Source organism: Micromonospora sp. S-DT3-3-22 (assembly GCF_015354745.1).
Taxonomy (GTDB): domain Bacteria; phylum Actinomycetota; class Actinomycetes; order Mycobacteriales; family Micromonosporaceae; genus Micromonospora; species Micromonospora wenchangensis.
On sequence record NZ_JACGMO010000120.1, the window covers coordinates 1 to 24,629 of the forward strand.

At 73.5% G+C, this 24,629-nt stretch carries 19 protein-coding genes; 10 read left to right on the forward strand and 9 right to left on the reverse strand.

Features of this window, described 5'->3' with window-relative positions:
- The 3 genes from H1A17_RS27135 to H1A17_RS27145 all read right to left on the reverse strand — a co-directional run.
- Positions 1 to 1,075, reverse strand: a 1,075-nt coding sequence (locus tag H1A17_RS27135) for a serine/threonine-protein kinase (RefSeq protein WP_375372838.1), incomplete at its 3' end; no start/stop codon positions are given.
- A gap of 79 nt (positions 1,076 to 1,154) precedes the next feature.
- Positions 1,155 to 2,486, reverse strand: coding sequence for a glycosyltransferase family 4 protein (locus H1A17_RS27140; protein WP_194823200.1), 1,332 nt, complete (start codon positions 2,484 to 2,486; stop codon positions 1,155 to 1,157).
- Positions 2,487 to 2,628: 142 nt separating this feature from the next.
- On the reverse strand, positions 2,629 to 4,569 hold the full coding sequence (locus H1A17_RS27145) for an amylo-alpha-1,6-glucosidase (RefSeq protein WP_145920777.1): 1,941 nt from the start codon (positions 4,567 to 4,569) through the stop codon (positions 2,629 to 2,631).
- A 45-nt stretch (positions 4,570 to 4,614) separates the two neighbouring features.
- Here H1A17_RS27145 and H1A17_RS27150 point away from each other — a divergent pair, with 45 nt between their 5' ends.
- From H1A17_RS27150 to H1A17_RS27160, 3 genes are all read left to right on the forward strand, one after another.
- Positions 4,615 to 7,353 carry a glucosidase gene (locus H1A17_RS27150; protein WP_194823201.1) on the forward strand — a complete coding sequence of 913 codons (2,739 nt, stop codon included), beginning with the start codon at positions 4,615 to 4,617 and terminating at the stop codon, positions 7,351 to 7,353.
- 52 nt (positions 7,354 to 7,405) lie between these two features.
- Entirely contained in the window at positions 7,406 to 8,146 is a 741-nt protein-coding gene (locus tag H1A17_RS27155) for an HAD family hydrolase (protein WP_145920775.1), read from the forward strand.
- 424 nt (positions 8,147 to 8,570) lie between these two features.
- The gene (locus tag H1A17_RS27160; protein WP_194823202.1) at positions 8,571 to 9,275 is read left to right on the forward strand and encodes a L,D-transpeptidase; all 705 of its coding nucleotides are present in this window, start codon (positions 8,571 to 8,573) and stop codon (positions 9,273 to 9,275) included.
- Positions 9,276 to 9,393: 118 nt separating this feature from the next.
- Here the strand turns inward: H1A17_RS27160 and H1A17_RS27165 are convergent, their stop codons facing one another.
- From H1A17_RS27165 to H1A17_RS27175, 3 genes are all read right to left on the reverse strand, one after another.
- Positions 9,394 to 9,669: a hypothetical protein gene (locus H1A17_RS27165; protein WP_088647566.1), complete on the reverse strand. Its 276-nt coding sequence runs from the start codon at positions 9,667 to 9,669 to the stop codon at positions 9,394 to 9,396.
- A gap of 47 nt (positions 9,670 to 9,716) precedes the next feature.
- Positions 9,717 to 10,148, reverse strand: coding sequence for a hypothetical protein (locus H1A17_RS27170; RefSeq protein ID WP_145922941.1), 432 nt, complete (start codon positions 10,146 to 10,148; stop codon positions 9,717 to 9,719).
- 379 nt (positions 10,149 to 10,527) lie between these two features.
- Complete coding sequence (locus H1A17_RS27175) at positions 10,528 to 10,674, reverse strand: DUF397 domain-containing protein (protein WP_145922940.1); 147 nt, start codon at positions 10,672 to 10,674, stop codon at positions 10,528 to 10,530.
- A 584-nt stretch (positions 10,675 to 11,258) separates the two neighbouring features.
- Here H1A17_RS27175 and H1A17_RS27185 point away from each other — a divergent pair.
- From H1A17_RS27185 to H1A17_RS27200, 4 genes are read left to right on the forward strand one after another with little or no spacing between them, the layout of a single operon-like run.
- On the forward strand, positions 11,259 to 12,548 hold the full coding sequence (locus H1A17_RS27185) for an ABC transporter substrate-binding protein (RefSeq protein WP_145920773.1): 1,290 nt from the start codon (positions 11,259 to 11,261) through the stop codon (positions 12,546 to 12,548).
- A complete protein-coding gene (locus H1A17_RS27190) occupies positions 12,545 to 13,444 on the forward strand; it encodes a carbohydrate ABC transporter permease (protein ID WP_088647563.1) in 900 nt (299 codons plus the stop codon). Before H1A17_RS27185 ends, H1A17_RS27190 begins: the two co-directional genes overlap by 4 nt.
- A 1-nt stretch (position 13,445) precedes the next feature.
- A complete protein-coding gene (locus tag H1A17_RS27195; protein ID WP_145920772.1) occupies positions 13,446 to 14,279 on the forward strand; it encodes a carbohydrate ABC transporter permease in 834 nt (277 codons plus the stop codon).
- Positions 14,280 to 14,288: 9 nt separating this feature from the next.
- Entirely contained in the window at positions 14,289 to 15,494 is a 1,206-nt protein-coding gene (locus H1A17_RS27200) for an ABC transporter ATP-binding protein (protein WP_194823203.1), read from the forward strand.
- 708 nt (positions 15,495 to 16,202) lie between these two features.
- Here the strand turns inward: H1A17_RS27200 and H1A17_RS27205 are convergent.
- Together H1A17_RS27205 and H1A17_RS27210 are read right to left on the reverse strand one after the other, a co-directional pair.
- Positions 16,203 to 17,321: a winged helix DNA-binding domain-containing protein gene (locus H1A17_RS27205; RefSeq protein WP_228544323.1), complete on the reverse strand. Its 1,119-nt coding sequence runs from the start codon at positions 17,319 to 17,321 to the stop codon at positions 16,203 to 16,205.
- Positions 17,322 to 17,580: 259 nt separating this feature from the next.
- The gene (locus H1A17_RS27210) at positions 17,581 to 18,072 is read right to left on the reverse strand and encodes a GNAT family N-acetyltransferase (protein WP_145920770.1); all 492 of its coding nucleotides are present in this window, start codon (positions 18,070 to 18,072) and stop codon (positions 17,581 to 17,583) included.
- An 86-nt stretch (positions 18,073 to 18,158) separates the two neighbouring features.
- Here H1A17_RS27210 and wrbA point away from each other — a divergent pair, with 86 nt between their 5' ends.
- A complete protein-coding gene (wrbA, locus tag H1A17_RS27215) occupies positions 18,159 to 18,776 on the forward strand; it encodes an NAD(P)H:quinone oxidoreductase (RefSeq protein WP_145920769.1) in 618 nt (205 codons plus the stop codon).
- Positions 18,777 to 18,854: 78 nt separating this feature from the next.
- On the opposite strand, the gene H1A17_RS27220 is transcribed toward wrbA, so the two are convergent.
- The gene (locus tag H1A17_RS27220; protein ID WP_194823204.1) at positions 18,855 to 20,774 is read right to left on the reverse strand and encodes an anthranilate synthase family protein; all 1,920 of its coding nucleotides are present in this window, start codon (positions 20,772 to 20,774) and stop codon (positions 18,855 to 18,857) included.
- Positions 20,775 to 21,004: 230 nt separating this feature from the next.
- Between H1A17_RS27220 and H1A17_RS27225 the strand changes: the two genes are divergently transcribed.
- Complete coding sequence (locus H1A17_RS27225) at positions 21,005 to 22,432, forward strand: FGGY family carbohydrate kinase (RefSeq protein WP_145920767.1); 1,428 nt, start codon at positions 21,005 to 21,007, stop codon at positions 22,430 to 22,432.
- A gap of 69 nt (positions 22,433 to 22,501) precedes the next feature.
- Positions 22,502 to 24,629 (forward strand): nitrate- and nitrite sensing domain-containing protein (locus tag H1A17_RS27230; RefSeq protein WP_309236882.1); only part of this gene is annotated, 2,128 nt, incomplete at its 3' end.

The following is a 24,629-nucleotide window of genomic DNA, read 5'->3' on the forward strand; positions in this document are numbered from 1 at the left end:
CGGTCGGGGAAGCGCCCCCCGCCGGCTGGTGGCCGGCCGGTTCGAGGCCGGGGGAACCGGCAGGGGTGGGGGAGACGGGCCGCTCGGTCGCGTCGGCGGGGACCCGCCGGCCGGGTGGTCCCCAGTCCCGCTCGGCGTCGAGGTCCGCGCGGGTACGCGGTGCTGCCGGCGGGTCGTCCGTGGCCGGTGGCGGGGTCGGCCGGGCCACGCCCATCGGGCGGGGGACGGGCAGCACCACCGTGGGCGGCTCGGGCCGGGGTGTCGTCCGGGTCACCTCCTCCAGGCGACGGGCGGCCTCGTCGTGGCGGATGCGGTGCCGGGGGTCGCGTACCAGCAGCCCGTCGAGCACGGGGCGCAGCGGCCCGGCGTGCGGGGCCGGGTCCGGTGGGGAGGTGGCCAGGGCGGCCAGGGTGGCCATCGCGGTGCTGCGGGCGTACGGGGAGCGGCCCTCGACGGCGGCGTGCAGGGTGGCGCCGAGCGACCACAGGTCGGCCTCCACGCTGGACACCCCGTCGGCGGCGCGTTCGGGGGCGACGAACTGCGGGGAGCCGAGCACCATCCCGGGGCGGGTCATCAGCCCGTCACCGCCGTCGAAGGTGGCCAGCCCGAAGTCGGTGAGCATCACCCGGCCGTCGTCGGCGACCAGGACGTTCTGCGGTTTCACGTCGCGGTGCAGCACCCCGGCGGAGTGCGCGGCGCGCAACGCGGACAGCAGCGCCAGCCCGATCTCGGCGGCGCGGAGCGGCTCGACCGGGCCGGTGGTGTCCAGCACCGTCTGCAACGACCGGGACAGGACGTACTCCATCACGATCCACGGTCGTTCCTCGACCTGCACCACGTCGTAGACCCGGACCACGTTGGGGTGGTTGAGCCGGGCCGCGGTGCGGGCCTCGCGCAGCGTCCGCAGCCGCACCTCGTCGCGTTCGTCGTCGGCCAGCCAGGCGGGGGGCACCACCTCCTTGACCGCCACCTCGCGGTGCAACACCTCGTCGCGGGCCAGCCAGACCCGGCCCATGCCACCCCGGCCCACCAAGTTCAACAGGCGGTACCGGCCGGCGATCACTACCTGCTGCACCGTTCTCCTCACCATCGGCCGAGGTACACCGTAGCCAATGGATCGGGGCGGACCTATCGGTTGTCAGGTCTCGATCCGGTCAGCAGGCCGCGCCGTCCCATGCCAGCAGGTTGCCCTCGGGGATGGTGATCCGTTGCCGGCCGCCGGCCAGCAGGCCCGCCGCCCGTCGGGCCTGGAAACCGCCGTGGTCGCGGCGGGCGGTGGCGTAGCTGCCCGCGGTGCGCGCGGCGATGGCCGCCCAGCCGTACCGCTCGCCGACCATGGTGCGGGCCCGCCGGGCCACCCGGCGGGCGAAGACCTCGTCGCCGATGAGCCGGTCGACCGCGCCGGCCAGCGCGCCCGGGTCGCTGTGCGGGAAGGTCACCCCGGTGACGCCGGGTTCGACGATCTCGGCGAGCCCGCCGGTGCTCGCCACGGCCAGCGGTGCGCCGGCCGCCGCCGCCTCCAGGGCGATCATGCCGAACGGTTCGTAGAGGCTCGGTACGACTGTCGCGTCGGTGGCGGCGAGCATCGCCGGGAGTTGGCCGGCGTCGAGGAAGCCGGTGAACCGGACGCTGTCGCCGACGTGCAGCCGGCGTACCTGGTCGACCAGTTCGTCCTTGTACGGGCCGTCCCCGGCGATCACCACCCGCAGCCCCGGGTGCCGGTCGCGCAGGTGGGGTACGGCGTCGACGAGGTGCTGGACGCCCTTCTCGTAGACCAGCCGACCGGCGTAGCCGACCAGCGGGCCGTCCCCGGCGAACCGGGCGCGGGCCGAGGCGACCGCCCGGGGTCGGGCCCGGAAGGCCCGGTCGTCGACCCCGTTGGGCACCACGTCGACCCGCCCGGCGGGTACGTCGAACAGCTGGCTGACCTGGGCACGCATGTAGCCGGAGCAGGCGATCACCCGGGCCGAGGCGTTGCTGAGCCAGTGTTCGACGCCGTGGATGGTGCGGTTGAGTTCCCCGGGCAGCCAGCCCTGGTGCCGGCCGGCCTCGGTGGCGTGGATGGTGGTGACCAGCGGCAGGTCGAGGTGTTCGGCCAGGGTGACGGCGGTGTGCCCGACCAGCCAGTCGTGGGCGTGGATGACGTCGTAGCCGGCGGTGTCGGCGGCCCGCAGGGCGGTCCGGGTCAGGGTGTGGTTGAACGCCATCGTCCAGGCCAGCAGGGAGCCGGTGGCCAGCGGGAAGGTCACCGGGTCCTCGGGGGCGCGCAGGACGCGTACGCCGTCGGCGTACTCCTCCAGCGGCGCCCCGTCGGCGTGCCGGGTGACCACGGTGACCTCGTGCCCGGCGGCGGCCAGGGCGGTGGCCAGGGCGTGCACGTGCCGGCCGAGGCCGCCGACCAGCACCGGCGGGTACTCCCAGGACAGCATGAGCACCCGCTGGTGCCGGGCGGGGTGGATGTCGATCACGTCGGCGTCTGGTGACATGCGGCCCCCTTCGGGTGGTGTCCTGGGCGCGCGCCGGTGGGACACCATGAGGGTGTCCTGCGCTGGCCCGGGGTCGGGGCCAATCCTGCCGAGTGCTGGATAACCAGCGGAGACGCCACCGTTGCCGGTGTGTAACGCGTGCCTATCGGGCCCGTCGGACGCGGAGCAGCTCGGCCACCGACCACGCCTGGAACGGGCATCCGGTGGCGGCGTGCGGGGCGGTGGCGTCCGCCGTCTCACTCACCGACCCCAGACCGAATTCCGCCAGATGTCCGACCAGACCGACCAGCAGGTCGTCGGTGGGCAGCCCGGCCTTCCGGTACGCCTCGACGAACGGCCCGACCAGCCACGGCCAGACCGTCCCCTGGTGGTACGCGCCGTCCCGCTCGGCCGGCCCGCCCCGGTGCCGGGGCGCGAACTCCGGCGCGTCGGGGGCGAGACTGCGCGGCCCCAACGGGGTGAACAGCCCGGCCGCCACCCGACGCAGCGCCACCGGGTCCGGCTCCAACGGCGCGTACGGCAGCGACCAGGCGAGCAGCTGGTTGGGGCGCAGCAGGTCGTCGTCGTGGTGCGCCGCCCCACCCAGCGGGTACGCCGGGGCGGGCGCGTCCACCACGTCGTGCAGCCAGCCCGCCGGGGTGGGGAACCGCTTGCCGAACGCCTCCCGGGCCCGGTCGTGCAGCCGCCACAGCTCGTCCGGGTCCTGCCCGGCCAGCTCGGTCAGCTCCGCCAACCCGGCCAACCCGTTGATCCACAACGCGTTCACCTCGACCGGCTTGCCGACCCGGGGGGTCACCGGCACCCCGTACACCCGCGCGTCCATCCAGGTCAGCGCCGTGCCCGGGGTGCCACCCTGGGTGATCAGCCCGTCGGCCGGGTCGACGGCGATGCCGTACCGGGTGCCGGCCAGGTGCGCCCGCACCACCCCGTGCAGCGCCGGCAGCAGCTCGTCGCCCAGGTCGGTGTCGCCGGTGACGGTGACGTGCCGGCCGACCGCGTGCAGGAACCACAGCGTCGCGTCGACCGTGTTGTACTCCACCCGACCGGTGTCGGCGGTGTTCGCCAGCATCCCCTCCGACAGGGTCGCCGCGTACGCCCGCAGCAGCTCCCGCCCCTCGTCGGCCCGCCCGGTGCACAGGAACAACCCCTCGTACGAGGTCATCGTGTCCCGCGACCAGGCGCCGAACCAGGGGTACCCGGCCACCACGTCGGGCCCGGCGGGGGTGCGCACCACGAACGCGTCGGCGGCCAGCGCCAGGGTCGCGTCCACCGCGTCGGCCGGCTTCGCCGCCGCCACCACCGCCCGGTGCCGCTGCCGGGCCGCCGCCACCACCTGCGTCGCCGGGGGCGGCTCCTCGGCCAGGTCACCGGCCCAGGCCAGCACCGACACGGTGTCCCCGGGCTGCTCCAGCGCGCCGGAGAACCGCCCGGCGCACCACAGATCCTCGTCGGGGTGCAGCCCCCGGGCGGCCTCCTCGCGGTGGTGCACGCCCAGCCACCACTGCCCCTCGGGCGTCCAGTCCGGGCCGGCGAGGCGGAACGCGCCCTCGACCACCGCACCGCCGTCGGCCGGCTCCACCCGGGGCGTCGGCCCGTCGGCCCGCCGCTCGCCGTGCGCGTCGCGCCAGGTGCAGGCGGCCGACAGGTCCAGCCGGACCGGGCCGCCGGCCACCAGCCGGTGCACCACCGCCACGGCGGACCGGCCGTACGTCATGGCCAGCTCCCGCTCGATCACCACGTCGCCGATCCGCCACCGCCACCGGGGCAGCCCGTCGACCAGGTCGAACCGTTCCAGGTACTCGAAGCCGCGCGGGTCGACCACCCCGGAGTTCCACTCGTGCGCGCCGAGCCGGACCCGGGCCCCGGACGGCAGGACCACCGCCGGGTCGAGGCTGACCAGACCCACCCGGCGGGCGGCCGGGGTCTCCCCGGCGACCACCAGCAGACCGTGGTAGCGGCGGGTCCGCAGCCCGCTCACCGTGCCCATGGCGTACCCGCCGAGACCGTCGGTGACCAGCCATTCCCGGGTCGCCCCGTCGGCCAGTTCACCGCAGACCCCCGGCCCGAAACCGAACTCGATCAACTTCTTTCCTCCTGTGGCGGCGAGGTGTAACACGCCACGACGACAATGGCCGCTGTGGTCAAGTACCCCGGCGGCGTCGAAAATGTGCAGGTGTTCACCGACAGATCGCCCTCCGACGCCCCGTCCCCCGACGCCGAACGGCTCCGGCTCGCCCAGGCCGACGCCGGGGAGCAGGACTGGCGCGCATGGGGTCCCTATCTGTCCGAGCGGGCGTGGGGGACGGTACGGGAGGACTACAGCGAGCACGGCACGGCGTGGGACTACTTCCCCCACGACCACGCGCGGTCCAGAGCCTACCGGTGGAACGAGGACGGCATGGCGGGCGTCTGCGACGACCGGCAGACGTTCTGCTTCGCGCTGGCGCTGTGGAACGGGGTGGACCCGATCCTCAAGGAGCGGATGTTCGGCCTCGGCGGCGACGGCGGCAACCACGGCGAGGACGCCAAGGAGTACTGGTGGTACCTCGACAGCACCCCCACCCACTCGTGGATGCGCTGGCGCTACCACTACCCGCAGGCCGCCTTCCCGTACGACGAGCTGGTCGCCGTCAACGCCCTGCGCGGCCGGGACGAGACCGAGTACGAGCTGGTCGACACCGGCATCTTCGACGACGACAGGTACTGGGCGGTCACCGTCGACTACGCCAAGGCGTCCCCGACCGACCTGTGCATCCTGATCACGGTCGCCAACCGGGCCGACGAGGCGGCCACCCTGCACGTGCTGCCGACGCTGTGGTTCCGCAACACGTGGGCCTGGGGTCCGCCCGGCGCGGACCGGGTGCCCCGGCTGGCCGGCGAGGGTGCCCGGCTCGTCGGCGAGCACTGGGTGCTGGGGCAGCTCCTGCTGGAGGGGGACGGCTCGCCGACCCCGCTGCTGTGCGACAACGACACCAACGCCGAGCGGCTGTGGGGGCTGGCCGGCCGCTCGCCGTACCCGAAGGACGGGATCAACGACCACGTGGTGGCCGGCGCGGCCACCGTCAACCCGGACCGGGAGGGGACCAAGGGCGCCCTGCACTACGTGCTGGAGGTGCCGGCCGGCGGGCAGCGGCAGATCCGGCTGCGGTTGACCCGCACCGCGCCGCCGCCCGGGGCCGCCGCGCCGCCCCCGGCGGAGCTGGGGGCCGGCTTCGACGCCGTGGTGTGGGCCCGGCGGGCCGAGGCGAACCGCTTCTTCGCCGGGGTGGTCCCGGCGGCGGCCAGCGCCGACGAGGCCCTGGTCGCCCGGCAGGCGATCGCCGGGCTGATGTGGGGCAAGCAGTTCTACCACTTCGACGTCAAGCGCTGGCTGGAGGGCGATCCGGGGTCGACGCCGCCGGCCGGCCGCCGGCACGGCCGCAACAGCGCCTGGTGGCACATGACCAGCTTCGACGTGATCTCCATGCCGGACCCGTGGGAATACCCCTGGTACGCCGCCTGGGACCTGGCCTTCCACTGCGTCACCATCGCCCGGGTCGACCCGGGCTTCGCCAAGGAGCAGGTGCTGCTCCTGCTCCGCGAGTGGTACCTGCACCCCAACGGCCAGATCCCGGCGTACGAGTGGGCGTTCGGTGACGTGAACCCGCCGGTGCACGCCTGGGCGGCGTTGAAGGTGTTCGAGATCGACGGCGGGCGCGACCACGAGTTCCTCGCCCGGGTGATGCACAAGCTGCTGCTCAACTTCACCTGGTGGGTCAACCGCAAGGACACCGGCGGCAACAACCTGTTCGAGGGCGGTTTCCTCGGGCTGGACAACGTCGGCCCGTTCGACCGTTCGGCCGCGCTGCCGGTGGCCGGGGTGCTGGAGCAGTCCGACGGCACCGGCTGGATGGCGATGTACGCCCTCAACCTGCTGGACATGGCGATCGTGCTGGCCGAGCACGACCGGGCGTACGTGGACACGGCGACGAAGTTCTTCGAGCACTTCGCGTACATCGCCGCCGCCGGCTACTCGCAGGGCCTGTGGGACGCCGAGGACGCGTTCTTCTACGACGTGCTGCGCCTCGCCGACGGCAGTCAGGTGCCGTTGAAGGTGCGTTCGGTGGTGGGGCTGCTGCCGTTGGCGGCCACCACCCGGCTGTCCGCGCGGACCCTGCAACGCCTGCCCGAGCTGGGGGCCCGGCTGCGCTGGTTCCTCAGCCAGCGCCCCGAGTACGCCGACGTGATCGGGGCCCGCCGGCTCGGCCCGGACGGCCGCCAGCAGCGGCTGCTGTCCATGGTCGGCCCGGAGCAGGTGGTCCGGCTGCTGGCCCGGATGCTCGACCCCGACGAGTTCCTCTCCGACTACGGCCTGCGCACGCTGAGCCGGGCCCACCTGGACAAGCCGTTCGCGGTCGACCTGGGCGGGCAGGAGTTCTGCGTCGGCTACGAGCCGGCCGAGTCGACCAGCGGGTTGTTCGGCGGCAACTCCAACTGGCGTGGCCCGATCTGGATGCCGACGAACTTCCTGCTGATCAGCGCGCTGCGCGACTACGCCGCGTTCTTCGGCGACGATCTCCAGGTGGAGTACCCGACCCGGTCGGGGCGCAAGTGCACCCTCGACGAGATCGCCGACGACCTGTCCGCCCGGTTGATCTCCCTGTTCACCCGGGACGGCTGGGGCCGCCGGCCGATCTACGGCGCGTGTCAGCTCTTCCAGACCCATCCCGACTGGCGGGACCTGATCGCGTTCCCCGAGTACTTCCACGGCGACAACGGCGCGGGCCTCGGGGCCTGGCACCAGACCGGGTGGACGGCGCTGGTGGCCGACCTGATCCTGACCCTGCGCCGGGACAACCCGGATGTGCCGGGCGGGCCGGGCCGCTAGCGTGTCCGTCGGCCGCCCGGCCGGGCGGCCGACGGATCGGGGAGGGGCCGGGATGGGTGCGGATGTGACCGGGGCGACGTCGGACGGGGCCGGGACGGTCGCCGGTGGGCGCGCGACGACGTTGATCTTCGACGCCGACGACACGCTGTGGGAGAACAACGTCCTGTTCGAGCGGGTGATCGACGACTTCCTGGACTGGCTCGACCACCCCACCCTCGACCGGGCCCAGATCCGTACCGTGCTCGACGACATCGAGCGGGCCAACGCGGTGGCCCACGGCTACGGCAGCAAGGTGTTCCTGCGCAGCCTCGGCGAGTGCCTGGAGCGGCTGCGGGAACGCCCGGCCACCGACGGGGAACGCGCGGACATCGACCGGCTGGCCACCGCGCTGGTCAACCACCAGGTCGAGCTGATGCCCGGGGTCGCCGACACCCTCGACGCCCTGGCCACCCGCTACGACCTGCTGCTGCTGACCAAGGGGGACCGGGAGGAGCAGCAGCGCAAGCTGGACGCCTGCGGCCTGCTGCACCACTTCGGCGCGGCGCACATCGTGCCCGAGAAGGACACCGGCACCTACCGCTGGCTGGCCCGGGAGCACGGCTTCGCCCCGGCCCAGGCCTGGATGATCGGCAACTCCCCGAAGTCGGACATCCTGCCGGCGCGGGCGGCGGGGATGCGGGCGGTGTTCATCCCCAACGAGAACACCTGGGTGCTGGAGGACGACGACCTCGACCCGGCCGACACCGGGGTGATGCGGCTGGCCGCCTTCCCCGATCTGCTCGCCCACTTCTGAGAGCCAACAGCGTCCGTCCGGCGGCCCGCGTCACGTCGGGATGCCGCAATTGCGCCCCGGCGGGAATCACCTGCGCGGCCCCGGTGACCTGCTTGCCCGGCCACCCGGCGGCTGCCTAACCTGGGCCGGCGTTCACGACCGATCGGGGTGGTCGGGAACGCGCCGAAGTCCGGCACCGGGGCACCGGGGAGCTGAGTGCCGGCGGGCCTGGTCCGTGTGCCGGGCCCGACGGTAGCGGCCTGACCCGCCCGTCGCGTCCGCACCGGCGCGAACCGCTGCCGGGCCGGACGGCTGGCGGTCAGGGTCGGGGAGTTGCGGACCCGACCCTGACCCAACCATCCGTGCCACGCGCCCCGCCGGGCGGAGCACCGGCCCCGGGGCGGCGGGGCGTCGCCGGACCGCCGACGGTGCGATCATGGGCGGAATGCGGACCTCATCCGGGACGGACGGGCGCGACACGGACCCGGCGGCGGGCCGGGGGCGGCCGGTCCCGCCACCGAACCGGGCCTCCCGGTTGACCACCCTGCCCGCCGCGACCCGGCAGGTCGTCATCGTCACCGGCTCCGGTTACCCGACCACCTACGCCACCCTGGAGACGTTCCACCGGGCGGGCGGCCACTGGGTGCCGGTCTCCGCCCCGCTCGCCGCCCGGGTGGGCGCGAAGGGCTTCAGCGACCACCACACCGAGGGGGTGGCGACCACCCCGACCGGCGTGTACGCGTTCGGCCCCACCATGTACGGCATCGCCGCCGACCCGGGCGTACGTTTCCCGTACCACCGGGTGGTCACGAACGACTGGTGGAACGAGAACCCCGACTCGCCGGCCTACAACACGTTCCAGCACAGCACCACGAACCCGGGCGGTTACAGCGAGGCGCTGTGGCGGGAGGTTCCGGCGTACACCCACTTCGCGGTGATCACCTACAACATGCCGCCGCACGTGGCCAAGCCGGTGCCCGGCGCCGGCAGCGGCATCTTCCTGCACGAGTTCAGCACCCCCGCCGGCGGTCCGACCGCCGGCTGCGTCAGCCTGTCCCACGCCGACCTGGTGTCGGTGCTGCGCTGGCTGGACCCACGGCACGCCCCGCGCATCGTGATCTGCCCGGCGGCCAACCTCGGCCGCTACTGACCGACCGGGCTTCGGCATCGGTCGGTTCGTCGCCGGGCCGCCGGTCGGTGGACCCCGGCGTCGACGTCCCGGTGGCGGCGGGCCCGGCCGGGACGCCGACCCCGCCCGCCGCCCGGGTTCAGGAGATCTCGTTGCGGACGATCGCCACCGCGACCCGGCAGAACTCGTCCATGTCGGGGCGGAAGCCGGCGGCGATGTCCGGGTGCAGCCCGGAACGGGTCTCGTCGAGCAGCCGTTGGCAGACCTGCTCGACCGGTTCGCCCGCGTAGCTGGCGCGGACCCGGTCGGTGGCGGCCTGCAGGGCCGAGGTCAGCTGATCCTCCAGCGGGCCGCGCAGCTTCTGCTGCACCGGGTCGAGCCCGCGCGGGTCGAGCGTGACATGTGGCTCCGACATCGGTGCTCCCTTCGTCGGCGTCCGCGGTACCCCACCGCGGGCGTCGGTCAAACCACGGCTGGCGCGGCGGCCACCCGGACCTGGTACGAGAGGTTCTCCGCCGGTTCCTCCCGGTACGACAACCGGCGGATCTGCCGGTCGTCGGCGTAGAGCGCGACGTCGACCAGGACCCCGAGGTGGGCCAACCCGATGTTCGCCACCCGTTTCTTGTCCTGGAGCACCGCGCACACCCCGCCCAGCAGGGTGCTGGCGTCGGAGGTGCGGTGCCCGGGTGGGCACCGCAGGATCAGGTCGACCTCGACCGGCCCGGCCAGCGGCGTCCAGCCGGTCTGCTGGGCCGCGGCGCAGGCCGCTTCGAGTAGGGCGCGTACCCTCGTCGCCTGCCGATGGCCGGCGGCGAAGATGGACAGCGCCTCGGTTTTCACCGGTGGCAGGCCGCTCACCTCGAACGTCAGGGCGAGAGCGCGGGTGTCCTGCACCACGGGGCACCTCCTCGTTGAGGACGATCCTGCCCGGACCGGTAGGCGCGCAGTGGGAGTTCGCGGGAGAACCCACCGAACGGGCAGGCTGATGTCGGCCGGAGGCGTATCGACTACGACGGCGACGCGCTGGCTTGGTGGAGTGAGTGCGTCAACGCTAGTGCACGCGGCACGCCCGGGGACAGCCCACCGCGCCCGCCATCCGGACAGTCGTGGACAGCCGACGGGACGCGCGATGCCGGTCGGGACGCGCGATGCCCGCCGGGACGGGGGCGGCGCGGTTGATCGACTTCTTGGGGCCGATGCTGCGGTGTCCGTCGCACCTCGATACCGCTGTACCGCCCCAACTGAGTCGATCTAGCCCGGTCGGCCGGCCGGGTCAGTGCCGCTTGGCGTAGCCGACGAACGCGGTCCAGGCCTTACGGTCGAAGTGGAGGGTGCCGCCCTCGCGGTCCTTGGTGTCGCGCACCAGCACCCGGCCGGGCAGGTTGTCGGCGACTCGAACGCGATCCACTCCCGCAGCCAGGTGGGCTCGGCGTCGAGCCGACCCAACCGGTCCAGCATCCGCAGGAAGCGCCCGCCGGTGTCGTGGTGGCCGTCGACGGCCTTCATGATCCTTCGTGGGCGCCCGGCCGCCGGTCCCGCACGTCGCGATGCGCCCGCTGTGGCGGTGCCGCAACTGTGGCCGGGAGTGACCCTGCCAGCCGGCCGAGCTCGCCCTGCTCACCGAGTACCGCAGGGACCGCACCGGGCTGCTGGTCTACCTCGGCACCCTGATGCACGAGGCGACCAACCAGCTCGCCCAACTGCACCCGGAGCACCCGCCGGCCCGGATGACCGAACGTTTCCTGTCCTGGGCCGGGGCCCGGCGCTGAAACCGCCCGCACGGGCACGACCCGGACGCCGGTGACGCCTGCGCGGTGGGCCCGGCCCCACCCGCCCCGACTCCGGTTACCGACAGGTTTCACGACTTCGCAGGTCGGGCAGTGTAGGCGCACGCAACACCCCGGGGCGGCGCGTTTCCGCACTTCACCGGCCCGGTAACGGATTGCCGTGCACCGGGGCACGGGTTGACCTCCCCGGTTTTCGCCGAAGAGAGGGGGAGGGGCGATGACGGACCCCGGAACGGCCCGACACCGGCGTCGGCCGGCGCTCCGGGCCGGGGCGGCCGCCGCCGCGCTGGCGCTGGTCGCGCCACTGGCCGCGTGCGGCACCGACGACGGTGGCGGTGGTACGCCCACGATCAACCTGTACTACCCGCCCGAGCAGAACCTGCAGAAGGTGGTCGACGACTGCAACACCCGCGCCGAGGGGCGCTACAAGATCGCCTACCGGGTGCTGCCCCGGCAGGCCGACGACCAGCGCGTGCAGCTCGTCCGCCGGCTGGCCGCCGAGGACACCGGGATGGACGTGCTCGGCCTCGACGTCACCTGGACCCAGGAGTTCGCCAGCGCGAAGTGGATCCGCGAGTGGACCGGCCAGGACAAGGCCGAGGTCGAACAGGGCACCCTCGCCGGCCCGCTGGACACCGCCCGGTACGAGGACAAGCTCTACGGGGCCCCGAAGAACACCAACGTTCAGCTGCTCTGGTACCGCAGTGACCTCGTCCCGCAGGCCCCGGCCACCTGGGACGACATGATCACCGCCGCCAAGGACCTCAAGGGGCAGGGCAAGCCGTACCAGGTGCTCACCATGGGCGCGCAGTACGAGGGCCTGGTGGTGCTCTACAACACCCTGGCCGAGAGCGCCGGCGGCAAGATCCTCAGCGACGACGGCAAGAAGGCCGTGATGGACTCCGGCACGGTCAAGGCCCTCGACCAGCTCCAGCGGTTCGCCACGTCGGGCGTGACGTCGCCGTCGTTCAGCAACTCCACCGAGGACCCGGTCCGGCTGGACTTCCAGTCCGGCAACGGCGCGTTCCAGGTCAACTGGCCCTTCGTCTACCCGGCGTTGCAGGAGGCCGACCCGGAGTTGGCCAAGAAGGTCAAGTGGGCCCGGGTGCCCGGCATCGACGCGAACACCCCCAGCAAGGTCACCATCGGCGGGGTCAACATGGCGGTCAGCGCCTACTCCAAGCACCCCACCGAGTCGTTCGAGGCGGCGAAGTGCCTCCGGGACGCCAGGAACCAGAAGTTCTCCGCGATCAACGACGGGGTGCCCCCGACCATCGAGGCGGTCTACGACGACCCGGAGATGGACGAGGCGTACCCGATGAAGGAGACCATCCTGGAGGAGCTGAAGGAGCCGGCGGTCCGCCCGCTGACCCCCGCGTACCAGAGCATCTCCACGGTCATGTCGGCGATCCTGTCGCCGCCGTCGGCGATCCGGCCGGAGCAGACCGCCAAGGAACTGCGCGAGGCGATCTCCGACGCGCTCCAGTCCAAGGGGGTCCTGCCGTGAGCCGGCGCGCCCCGCTGAGCGAGAACAAGAAGGCCGAACGGAAGCTGGGCTGGCTGCTCTGCGCCCCGGCCGCGCTGGTCATGGTGCTGGTCACCGCGTACCCGATCATCTATTCGGTCTGGTTGTCGTTGCAGCGCTTCGACCTGCGCTTCCCCGACCAGCGCGAGTTCATCGGGCTGGAGAACTACGTCACCGTGCTCACCAACGAGTTCTGGTGGACCGCGTTCGGGGTGACCATGCTGATCACGGTGGTCACCGTCGCGGTGGAACTGGTGCTCGGCATGGGGCTGGCCCTGGTCATGCACCGCACCCTGGTCGGCCGGGGCATCGTGCGGACCGCCGCGCTCATCCCCTACGGCATCGTCACGGTCGTCGCCGCGTTCTCCTGGCGGTACGCCTGGACGCCCGGCACCGGCTACCTGGCCAACCTGTTCGACGGCAGCGCCCCGCTGACCGAACGGGCCAGCTCGCTGGCGATCATCATGCTGGCCGAGATCTGGAAGACCACCCCGTTCATGGCCCTGCTGCTGATGGCCGGGCTGGCGCTGGTGCCGGAGGACCTGCTCAAGGCGGCCTCCACCGACGGGGCGACGGCCTGGCAGCGGTTCACCAAGGTGATGCTGCCGGTGATGAAGCCGGCCATCCTCGTCGCGCTGCTGTTCCGCACCCTGGACGCGTTCCGGGTCTTCGACAACATCTTCGTGCTCACCAACGGCGGCAACGAGACCTCGTCGGTGTCGATGCTCGCCTACAACAACCTGATCCGGGGGCTCAACCTCGGCATCGGCTCCACGATGTCCGTGCTGATCTTCATCACGGTGGCGATCATCGCGTTCGTCTTCGTGAAGCTGTTCGGCACCGCTGCCCCGGGCAGCGACGACGGGGAGAGGCGCTGACATGGCCGACACCACCACCCGGGCGAAGCTGCGCTGGGGCCTGATCGACGTCATCGTCGTCGTGTTCGCCCTGGTCCCGGTGCTCTGGATCGCCTCACTGTCGTTCAAGACTCCGGCCACCCTCACCGACGGCAAGTTCTGGCCGAGGGAGTGGACGCTCGACAACTACAAGACCATCTTCGACACCGACCAGTTCGTCCGGGCCCTGGTCAACTCGATCGGCATCGCCCTGATCGCCACGCTGATCGCGGTGGTGCTCGGCGCGATGGCCGCGTACGCGATCAGCCGGCTGGACTTCCCCGGCAAGCGCCTGCTGGTCGGGGTGTCCCTGCTGATCGCGATGTTCCCGCAGGTGTCGCTGGTGTCGCCGCTGTTCGAGATCGAACGGCAGCTCGGCCTCTTCGACACCTGGCCGGGGCTGATCCTGCCGTACATCACCTTCGCCCTGCCGCTGGCGATCTACACGCTGTCGGCGTTCTTCAAGCAGATCCCGTGGGACCTGGAGAAGGCGGCGAAGATGGACGGCGCGACCCAGGGGCAGGCGTTCCGCCGGGTCATCGCCCCGCTGGCCGCGCCGGGGCTGTTCACCACGGCGATCCTGGTCTTCATCTTCTGCTGGAACGACTTCCTGTTCGCCATCACGCTCACCTCGACCGAGCGGGCCCGGACGGTGCCGGTGGCGCTGTCGTTCTTCACCGGCGAGTCGCAGTTCGAGGACCCCACCGGGGCGATCTGCGCCGCCGCCGTGGTGATCACCATTCCGATCATCGCGTTCGTGCTGTTCTTCCAGCGCCGCATCGTCTCCGGTCTGACCTCCGGCGCCGTCAAGGGATAGGTGACAACAATGGCTGACATCGTGCTGGACAAGGTGAGCAAGAGTTTCCCCGACGGCACCGTGGCGGTGCAGGACGTCGACCTGGAGATCGCCGACGGCGAGTTCGTCATCCTGGTCGGCCCGTCCGGGTGCGGGAAGTCCACCACCCTCAACATGATCGCCGGGCTGGAGGACATCAGCTCCGGGGAACTGCGCATCGGCGGGGAACGGGTCAACGACAAGGCCCCCCGGGACCGGGACATCGCGATGGTGTTCCAGTCGTACGCGCTCTACCCGAACATGACCGTGCGGGAGAACATGGCGTTCCCGCTGCGGCTGGCCAAGCTCGACAAGGAGACCATCACCGCCAAGGTGGACGAGGCGGCGAAGGTGCTGGAGCTGACCCCGCTGCTGGACCGCAAGCCGGCGAACCTCTCCGGTGGGCAGCGGCAGCGGGTGGCGATGGGCCGGGCCATCGTCCGGCAGCCCAAGGCTTTCCTGATGGACGAGCCGCTGTCCAACCTGGACGCCAAGCTGCGGGTGCAGATGCGCACGGTGGTGTCCCGGTTGCAGAAGAAGCTCGGCACCACCACCGTCTACGTGACCCACGACCAGACCGAGGCGATGACCCTCGGCGACCGCGTGGTGATCATGCGGGGCGGCGCGATCCAGCAGGTCGGCCCGCCCCAGGAGCTGTACGACCACCCCCGCAACCTGTTCGTCGCCGGGTTCATCGGCTCCCCGTCGATGAACTTCCTGCACGCCGCCGTCGAGGACGGGAAGCTGCGTACCGCCCTGGGTGACGTGCCGATCGGCGAGCGCATCCGCCGTGAACTGGAGGGGGCCGACGCGCCCCGGGAGTTGATCCTGGGCATCCGCCCCGAGCACTTCGAGGACGCCGAGTTGATCGACGACGAGGCGCGGGCCCGGGGCATGGAGTTCACCGCCCCCGCCGAGATCGTCGAGTCGATGGGCTCCGACAAGTACGTCTACTTCACCGCCGAGGGGCAGCGGGCCAGCGCCGCCGAGCTGGAGGAGCTGGCCGCCGACGCCGGGGCCGACTTCAGCGGCGGCGGGGGCAACCTGGTGACCCGGTTGTCGGCCGAGTCGCCGGTGCAGGAGGGCGAGGACCGGCGGGTCTGGTTCAACCTGGAGAAGATCCACCTGTTCGACCCGTCGACCGGCCGGAACCTGACGCTGCACGAGGGCCGGTCGGCCGGCGCGCTCGGCGACTGACACCCCGCCCCCATCACCCCGGATCGGTGGCCGCACGCCCACCCGGCCCCCGGCGGCGTGCGCCCACCGGTCCGCGGACCCTGCTCTGCTGCCCTACTGCTCCGCCGCCCAGGTGGCCCGCTGCTCCGCGCCGCCCTGCTGCTCTGCCGCCCCGCGCCGCCCGCTGCCTCGGTGCCCCTCAGGTGTCCGGCCTCCCGCCCGTCGCCGGACCCGGCCCACCCTCCTGTCTCGTCGCCCGCCCGTCTGCCCGCTCACCCACCCGTGCCCATCGACACGGACAGTGACGTTATGCCCTGGGCGCACCACATCATCTCCGGACGCTTTGCTCTGCTGCCGTCGACGCGACAGCTACTCGTCGTGGCTGTCGCGTCGGGGGCAGCAGAGCAAAGTCTCCGTGAGGGGTTGGTGGCGGTCGGCGGGGTGTTGCGACGAAAGTGCAGCTCAAGGGCAATTTGCTCGTTCCGCTGAGGTGCTGGCCCGGGTGGCGGCGGATGACCGACGGTCGCTCTCGGTGACAAGAATCGCTGGTAGCGCAGGGTGACCGGGTGTGGCCTGGCGTCACCCGTGCCGGGGTCGTGTGCAGCCGGACGCGGGCGCCGCTGTCCTGCGGCAGGCCGATCGGAGGTCGGGACCCGGGGACCAGTGACGCGGCGGGCCGGCAGCGCCGGCGGGCCGGGAGCGTCGGCGGCCTGACGGAGTTGGCGGGACCTACCAGGTGAGGTGCAGCGGCAGGCCGAGGAAGCGGGCGTAACCCTCCAGCGCCGCCTCGACCCGCTGCCGGGTCGACGCGTCCAGCGGGACCAGCGGCTGCACCGTCACGGTGACCCTGGTCCGGGCGAGGCGACGCTTCCAGGTGCCCACCACCCGGCCGCCGCGCACCACCGTCGACTGGAAGACGCCGTTGCCGCCGGGGATCACCGCCTTCAGGTGCGCCGGCTCGACCATCAGGGCGCGGTCCTTGAAGCCGAGTAGGTACTCGTCGAAGCCGGGCAGCACGTGCACGTCGTCCACCGGCAGCCGGGGCGCGTCCAGCAGCGCCGGGTCGAGGTGCGACTCCACCCCGTCGACCCGGACGGTGGTCAGCGTCCCGGCGTCGGTGGCGACCGCGACGGCCCGTTTCGTGTCGGCGGCGGTCAGCCCCGTCCACCCGGTGAAGTCGCGCCGGGTCGTCGGCCCGTGGCTGCGGAAGTACCGCCCGGCCAGGATGCCCAGCGCCTCGTCCCGCTCGGGCCGGTGCGGGTCGGGGACCCACTCGTCGAGCAGCGCGAAGGTCTGCTCGGTGCCCACGTGCGGGGCGATGCAGGTGACGCCCCGCTGGCTGGCATACCAGAGCAGGTGGTAGCCGCGTTGACCGGAGACGTCGACCCCGGCGGCGGCGAGGGTGTCCAGGCACTGCGCGCGGGTCAGCCGGCCGCCGCCGGCCAGCGCCGCGCCGAGCACGTCGGCGGCCCGGTCGGCCTCGGCCTCGGTCAGCCCGAGCACGGCCCGCCGGGCCGGCGCGCCGGCCAGCGCCCGTACGCCGGTGAGGTCGAGCATCCAGCGGGCGTCGCGGCCGGGCACCAGGTGCACGGTGCCGCGCATCGGCCAGGTGCGCAGCGCCTCGCGGCGTTCCAGGGTGGCCCGCACGTCGGCCTCGGTGTGGCCGGGCAGCCGCAACCCCAACGACCACAGGCCGCTCGCCGCGTCCTGGGCCTGCATCGCCCCGAACCACTCCACCACGCCAGCGACACCCGACGGGCGGCCGGCCGGATGCTCCCGCAGGGCCAGCGCGGTCATCCGCAACGTCAACGCCTCGTCGCCGGTCAGCTCCACCACGCCGGTCAGCATAGGAGCAGGTACCGACACCGGGCGGACACCCCTGATCGCGCTACGCCGGGTTGCCGAACCGGCGGAGCGCGATCCCCCGTGCAGGTCCCCCCGGGTTACCGGTGGTGGCCTCTACCCCCGGCATCCGTGCCCATCAGGATCGCCTCCCGGCCCACCCGTGGGAGCGTTCCCGGCTGGAACTTGCGCAAATCTTGAGCCGCGCCGGGGTCGCCGGTGCGGGGCGGCCGGCCGGGGACCCGCCGCCCCGCACCGCCGCAGGTCAGTCGAGCCGGCGGTGCATCACCAGCAGGTCGACCGGGCCGAGACCGGGATGGCGGAAAGCCTCGGGCACCCGGCCCACCACCGTGAACCCCAGCGACCGCCACAGCGCCACCGCCCGGGTGTTGCTGGCCACCACCGCGTTGAACTGCATCGCCCGGTAGCCGTCCCGCCGGGCCAGCTCCAGCACGTACGCCCCGAGCGCCCGGCCGACACCCCGGCCCGACGCCGCCGACGCGACCATGAAACTCGCGTTCGCCACGTGGTCGCCCGGACCCTCCTGGTTGGCGACCAGCTTCGCCGTCCCCAGCACCGACGCGTCGTCGTCCACCGCGACCACCGTGCGGCCGGGCGGGGCGACCATCCAGCGTCGGCGGGCGTCGTCCTCACCCACGTCGCGCGGCCAGGTGTACGTCTCGCCGGCCGCCACGATCTCCCGCAGGAACGGCCAGATCGCCGGCCAGTCACCGGGGGTCGCCGCGCGTAGCTGCATGTCCGGATCATGCCACGGGCGGACGTTTGACCCGGCAAGCACCGGGTAGTCGCCGGAGCTGACCCGAACCGAGGAGGACACAGACGATGGACGGCCAGGTCAAGGTAGCGGTCATCTACTACAGCGCGACCGGGATCACCTACCAGATGGCGCAGGCGGCGGTCGAGGCCGCCGGCGAGGCGGGGGCCGAGGTGCGCCTGCGCAAGGTACGGGAGTTGGCGCCCGACGAGGCGATCCGCTCCAACGCGGGCTGGCAGGCGCACCGCCTGGAGACCCAGGACGTGATGGAGGCCGAGATCGACGACCTGGCCTGGGCCGACGTGGTCATCTTCGGTTCCCCCACCCGGTACGGCATGATCGCCGCCCAGCTCAAGCAGTTCATCGACACCACCGGCCCGCTGTGGGCCAACGGCGCGCTGGCCGACAAGGTCTACAGCGGCTTCACCTCCACCGCCACCTCGCACGGCGGCCAGGAGTCGACCCTGCTGTCGCTGTTCACGATCTTCTACCACTGGGGTGGCGTGGTGGTGACCCCCGGCTACACCGACCCGAGCCAGTTCGTCGCCGGCAACCCGTACGGCGCCTCGCACACCAGCAACAACGGGGAGGTCGCCCCGGACCACGTGGCGCTCGCGGCCACCGCGCTGACCGCCAAGCGGGCCGTACGGATCGGCGCCGCCGTCAAGCGCGGCCTCGCCGGCTGAGCCGCCGGGCGGGCCGGGCGGAGGCCACCGGTGGCCGGACGGGTCGAGAGTCCCGCCCGGCCCACCGGTGGCCCGCCGCTACCCGCCCACCGGTCCGCCACCCGCCGTCAGCGCCGGCCGGGCCAGCAACTGCCCCAGCAGCTCGGCCAGCACCGCCAGGCCGTCGCGGCTGAGCACCGACTCCGGGTGGAACTGCACCCCGGCGAAGGTCGCCCCGCGCAGCGCGTGCACCGACCCGTCGGCCGGGTCCCGGGCCAGCTCCACCGGCCCGTACGGCGACCCGACCCGGTCGGTGCCCGCCCGCGCGGTGAACGTCGAGTAGAAACCCACCCGGCGCGGCACCCCGAACAGCGACACCTCCCGTTGCAGACCCTGGTAGGGCGCGGCGCGGCGGTGCAGCGTCAACCCCAGCAGCCCGCTGAGCAGCTGATGCCCCAGGCACACCGCCAGGGTGGGCAGCCCGGCGTCGAGCCGCCCGGTCAGCAGCCCGCGTAGGGCGGCCATCTTCGGATCGTCGACCGCGCCCGGATCGCCCGGCCCGGGGCCGACCACCACCAGGTCGTACCCGGCGTCGGGGCCGGGGGCGTGCCAGGGCCGCACGTCCACCGTCAGGCCCAGGGCACGCAACTGGTGGGCGAGCATCCCGGTGAAGGTGTCCTCCCCGTCGACCACCAGCGCCCGCCGGCCGGCCGCCCCGGGCAGCACCGACGCGCCGGGGCCCCGCTGGTCGAGCCAGAACCGGGCCAGCGGGGTGTTGCGGGCGGCGAGCACCGCCCGTACCTCCGGGTCGTCGGCCCACCGCACCGGCGGGTACGGCCCGTCGGTCGACGCCTGCGGGCCCAGCCCCAGCGCGGCGAGCACCCCGGCGGCCTTGGCGTGCGTCTCGGCGACCTCACCGGCGGCGGTGGAGTGCCGGACCAGGGTCGCCCCGACGGGCACCCGCAGCCGCCCGGTGGGGGAGATCTCGGCGGTCCGGATCAGGATGGGCGCGTCCAACGTCTGCCGGCCCTCGGCGTCGCGGCCCAGCAGCGCCAGCACCCCCGAGTAGTAGCGCCGGCCGGTACGTTCGTGCCGGGCGATCACCCGGCAGGCGTTCTGCATCGGGCTGCCGGTCACCGTCGGGGCGAACATGGTCTCCCGCAGCACCTCCCGGACGTCGCGGGTGCTCCGGCCGGCCAGCAGGTACTCGGTGTGCGCCAGGTGCGCCATCTCCTTGAGGTACGGCCCGACGACCTGCCCGCCGTGCTCGGCGACGCCGGCCATCATCTTCAGCTCCTCGTCGAGGACCATGTACAGCTCCTCGACCTCCTTCGGGTCGTGCAGGAACCGCAGCAGCGCGTCCCGCCCGGCGGTGGCCCCGGTATGCCGGAAGGTGCCGCTGATCGGGTTCATCATGACCAGCCCGTCGTCGACGCTGACGTGCCGTTCCGGGCTCGCGCCGACAAGCGTCCGGGTGCCGGTGTGCACCAGGAACGTCCAGTACGCGCCCCGCTCGTCGCGCAGCAGCCGGCCCAGCGCCGCCAGCGCGGCGCCCAACGGGGCGCCCTGCACCGTGGCGTGCAGGGTGCGGTGGATGACGAAGTTCGCCCCCGCACCCCGACCGATCTCCTCGGCCAGCACCCGGTCGACGACCCGCGCGTACTCGTCGTCGTCGACGTCGAAGGCGGCGTCGGCGCAGACCACCGGCCCGGCCGGCAGGGCGGCGAGCAGGTCGGCCAGGGGCAGCGTGGCGTGCCCGGTGACGGTCAGGTACTCCAGCGGGACGCCGTCGTCGACGCAGGCGAAGCCCCGTTCGGCTATCTGCCGGTACGGCACCAGCGCCAGCGTGCGGGGCCCCGGGCCGCCCTCGGGCAGCGGCAGGTCGGCCAGCCGGGCGGCGACGTCGACCGGGCCGGTGAACAGGTCCACGTGGTCGACGCCGTCGCGGCGCAGCAGGGCGAACGGGCCCGGGTCCACGCCGTCGGCGACGGCGGCGAGCAGGTCGTAGAGGTGGGTCATCGGGTTTCTCCTCCGGGTCGGGTCGCCTCGTCGTCGGGCGGCCCCGGGTGCCGGGGGAGGACCGTCGGCCGCCTCGTCGGGCGGCCGCGTGGATAGCTACGCGCGGGGGACGGCCGCCGGGTCGGCGGGCCACCAGCAGGTCAGGTGCGCGGGCATACCGACACCCTAGGCGGTACGCCCGCGCCGGGGAAGGGCGTTCCCACCCGTACCGCCGGGTACCGTGACCCGCGATGAACATTCTCGCTCTCGACCTGGGCACCTCCTCGGTCCGCGGCCTGGTGCTCGACGCCGACGCCGATCCGCTGCCGGGAGCGTTGGCCCGCCGCCGGGTGCACCTGACCGTCGCCGGGGACGGCACCGGCACCCTGGACGCCGCCGGCTACCTCGCCGGCCTCACCGAGTGCCTCGACGAGTTGGCCGCCGCCGGTCACCTGCGCGACGTCGGCCTGGTCGCGGTCTGCGCGCAGTGGCACTCGGTGCTGCCCCTGGACCGGTCCGGTGACCCGCTCGGCCCGGTGCTGACCTGGTTGGACACCCGGGCCACGCCGCCGCCGGGGGCGTCCGGCCCGGCCGACCCGGAGGACTTCCACGCGCGTACCGGGGCGTGGTGGCACCGCTGCTACTGGTCGGTGCGGCTGCCCTGGCTGCGGGACTCCACGGCCGGGGTGACCCGCTTCGCCGGCCTGGTCGAGTACGTCCTCGGTCAGCTGCTCGACGACGCGCCCATGTCGGTGTCCATGGCCTCCGGCACCGGCCTGCTCGACCTGAGCCGGCTGGCCTGGGACGACGAGGCCGTCGCGGTGGCCGGGGCCCGGCCGGGTGAGCTGCCGGAGCTGGCCCCGATGGACTGGCAGGGCCGGCTGAGCGCCGAGCACGCCCGGCGGTGGCCGCAGCTGGCCGGGGCGCGCTGGGCCGCCCCGGTCGGCGACGGGGCCGCCTCCAACGTCGGCTCGGGCTGCGTCGACCCCCGCCGGGCGGCGGTCACCGTCGGCACCTCGGCCGCGGTACGCCTGGTCCAGCGGGTTCCGGCCGGGACGCCGCTGCCGCCCCTGCCGGCCTCGTTGTGGCGCTACCGGGTGGACCACGAGCACGTGGTGACCGGGGCGGCCTACTCCAGCGGCGGGAACCTGTTCGCCTGGGCCGACCGGGAACTGCGGCTGCCGCAGGGGCCCGACCTCGACGCCGCGCTGGCCCGGATCGCGCCGGACGGCGTGCTCCCGGCCAACCCCCGCCTCGGTGGGGACCGGCCCCCCGGTCTGGCCCCGGCCGGCTCGGGGGAGCTGCGCGGGCTCAGCTTCTCCAGCACCGGGGTGGACATCCTCGCCGGGCTGATGACCGGGCTGTGCCGGATGGTCGCCGACGACCTCGCCGTGCTGGAGTCCGGTGTCGACGCACCCGTCGAGGTGGTGCTCGGCGGGGGAGCGGTGACCGCCTCCGCATGGTGGCGTACGGCGTTCGCCGCCGTGCTCGCGCCGCGTCCGGTCCGGCACCGCGCCGAGCGGGAGATCGGGGCGACCGGGGCCGCGCTGGTCGCGCTGGGCCGGGTGCCCGACGCGGACCGGCTCGCCGGCACCGGCCGTACGGAGGAGGACCCCTCGCCGACCTCGGCGCTTCCAGCAGGCGGCTCTGCCCGCCCGGATGCGCCGTCGACCCGTTGACACCGCTGTCTGGCCTGGTTGGATGGACCCGGCCCCCCGTCGTGGGGACGGGAGCCGAGGAGGCGAGACGTGGACGCAGGTCCCGACCCGACACCGAGCGCGGAGTCGCCGGGTCGGAACCGGTTCGACGAACGGGTCGTGCCGCACCGGCGACGTTCGCCGTTGCGGCTGCGGGACTGGCGGATGCGCACGAAACTCGCCACCGTCCTGGTCATCCCGTCGGTGGCGTTCCTGGTGCTGGCCGGGGTGCAGACCGCGGGGCTGGTGGGGCGGACCACCGCGCTCAACGACTTCGCCCGGCAGGTCGGCATCGGGCAGCAGATCACCACGGCGGTGGACCGGCTCCAGCAGGAACGCGACCGGACGGCCGGTGAGCTGGCCGCGCTGCGCCGGGCGGGCAGCGCCGCCGACCGGGACGCGGCGCTGGTCGCGCTCCGGCCGCTGCACGCCGCCACCGACACGGCCTTCGGGGCGTTGCGCGAGGCGGCCGGGCCGCTGGCCGACTCCGACGCCGCCTGGCAGGTCGCCTACGCCGAGGCGGTGGAGGCGTACGACCAGGTGGTCTACATCCGCTCGGCGGTGCCGCCGGCGGTGCTGAGCAGCGACACCATCCTGGGCAACTACCACCGGGCGGTGGAGGCGCTGCTCGGCCTGCTCGCCGAGCCGAGCCCGGGGCCGGACCGTCCGGAGTTGACCGACGCGGTGCTGCGCTACGTGCAGCTGGCCCGGGTCAAGGAGTTGTCCTCGCGGATCAGGGGCCAGTTGTACGCCGCCGCCCGCGCCGGCCGGTACGGCCTGGAGGACCAGGTCAACCTCACCGACCTGCGGGCGCAGCAGCTCGCCGCGCTGGGCGCGTTCCGGGTGGCCGCGACGACCGCCCAGATCCAGGCGTACGACCGGACCTCGCGGACCGGGGCGTTCGTGGACGCCACCCGGCTGGAGGAGAAGAGCATCAGCACCGGCGGCACCGCCCTGCCCGCGGTGCTGCCCGCCAACCAGTGGTGGACGGCCAGCGAGCAGCGGCAGGAGCTGCTGCGGCAGCTGGAGGACCGGGTGCTCGACGACGCGGTGGTCCGGGCCGAACAGGTCAGCGGCGACCAGTTGCGCACCACCCTGCTGGTGCTGGGCGGCATCGTGGTGGTGCTGGCCCTGGCGGTGCTGCTGGCCGTCCTCGTCGGCCGGTCGATCGCGAATTCGATGCAGCGGCTGCGCGACCAGGCGTTGCGGATCGCCCAGGTGGAGCTGCCGCACGCCCTGAAGCGGCTGCGGACCGTCGACGGCGGGGTGCCGGCGATCGACGTGCCGCCGGCCGTGGTCCGCTCGCTGGACGAGATCGGCGAGCTGGCCGAGGCGTTCGTGGCGGTGCACCGCAGCGCGGTAAGCGTCGCGGTGGAGCAGGCGGAGACCCGCCGTACGGTCAACGCGATGTTCGTCAACCTGGCCCGGCGCAGCCAGGTGCTGGTGGAGCGGCAGCTGGAGCTGCTGGACGACCTGGAACGGGAGGAGGCCGACCCGGACCAGTTGGAGAACCTGTTCAAGCTGGACCACCTGGCCGCCCGGATGCGCCGTAACGACGAGAGCCTGCTGGTGCTCGCCGGCACCGAGTCGACCCGCCGGTGGAACCGGCCGGTGCGGTTGGGTGCGGTGCTGCTCGCGGCCAGCGCCGAGATCGAGCAGTACCAGCGGGTCCGCCACGAGTCGGTGGCCGACCTGTACGTGGTGGGGCACGCCGTCGGGGAACTGGTGCACCTGGTGGCGGAGCTGCTGGAGAACGCGACCGCCTTCTCCCGGCCGGACACCCTGGTCCGGGTGACCGCGCGGGACGAGGGCGGTGGTGCGGTGGTGGAGATCGCCGACGCCGGCCTCGGCATGAGCCCGACCGCGTTGGCGCAGGCCAACGCGGTGTTGGCGGAGCCGCCGGTGGCCGACGTGGCGGCGGTCGAGCGGATGGGTCACTTCGTGGTCAGCCACCTGGCCGCCCGGCACGGCGTCGGCGTGCGGCTGACCGCGCAGGGGCAGGGGCTGGTGGCCCGGCTGACCCTGCCGGCGACCCTGCTCGCCCCCGCGCCGGAGCTGGACGGGTCACCGCCGACCGGGTCATCCGGGTCGCGGGCGCTGGCCCCCGTGGCCCCCGCCGGCCTGATGCCCCGTCCCGTGGGGCCGCCGGCCGCTCCGGTCGGGCCGCCCTCGCGGCCGG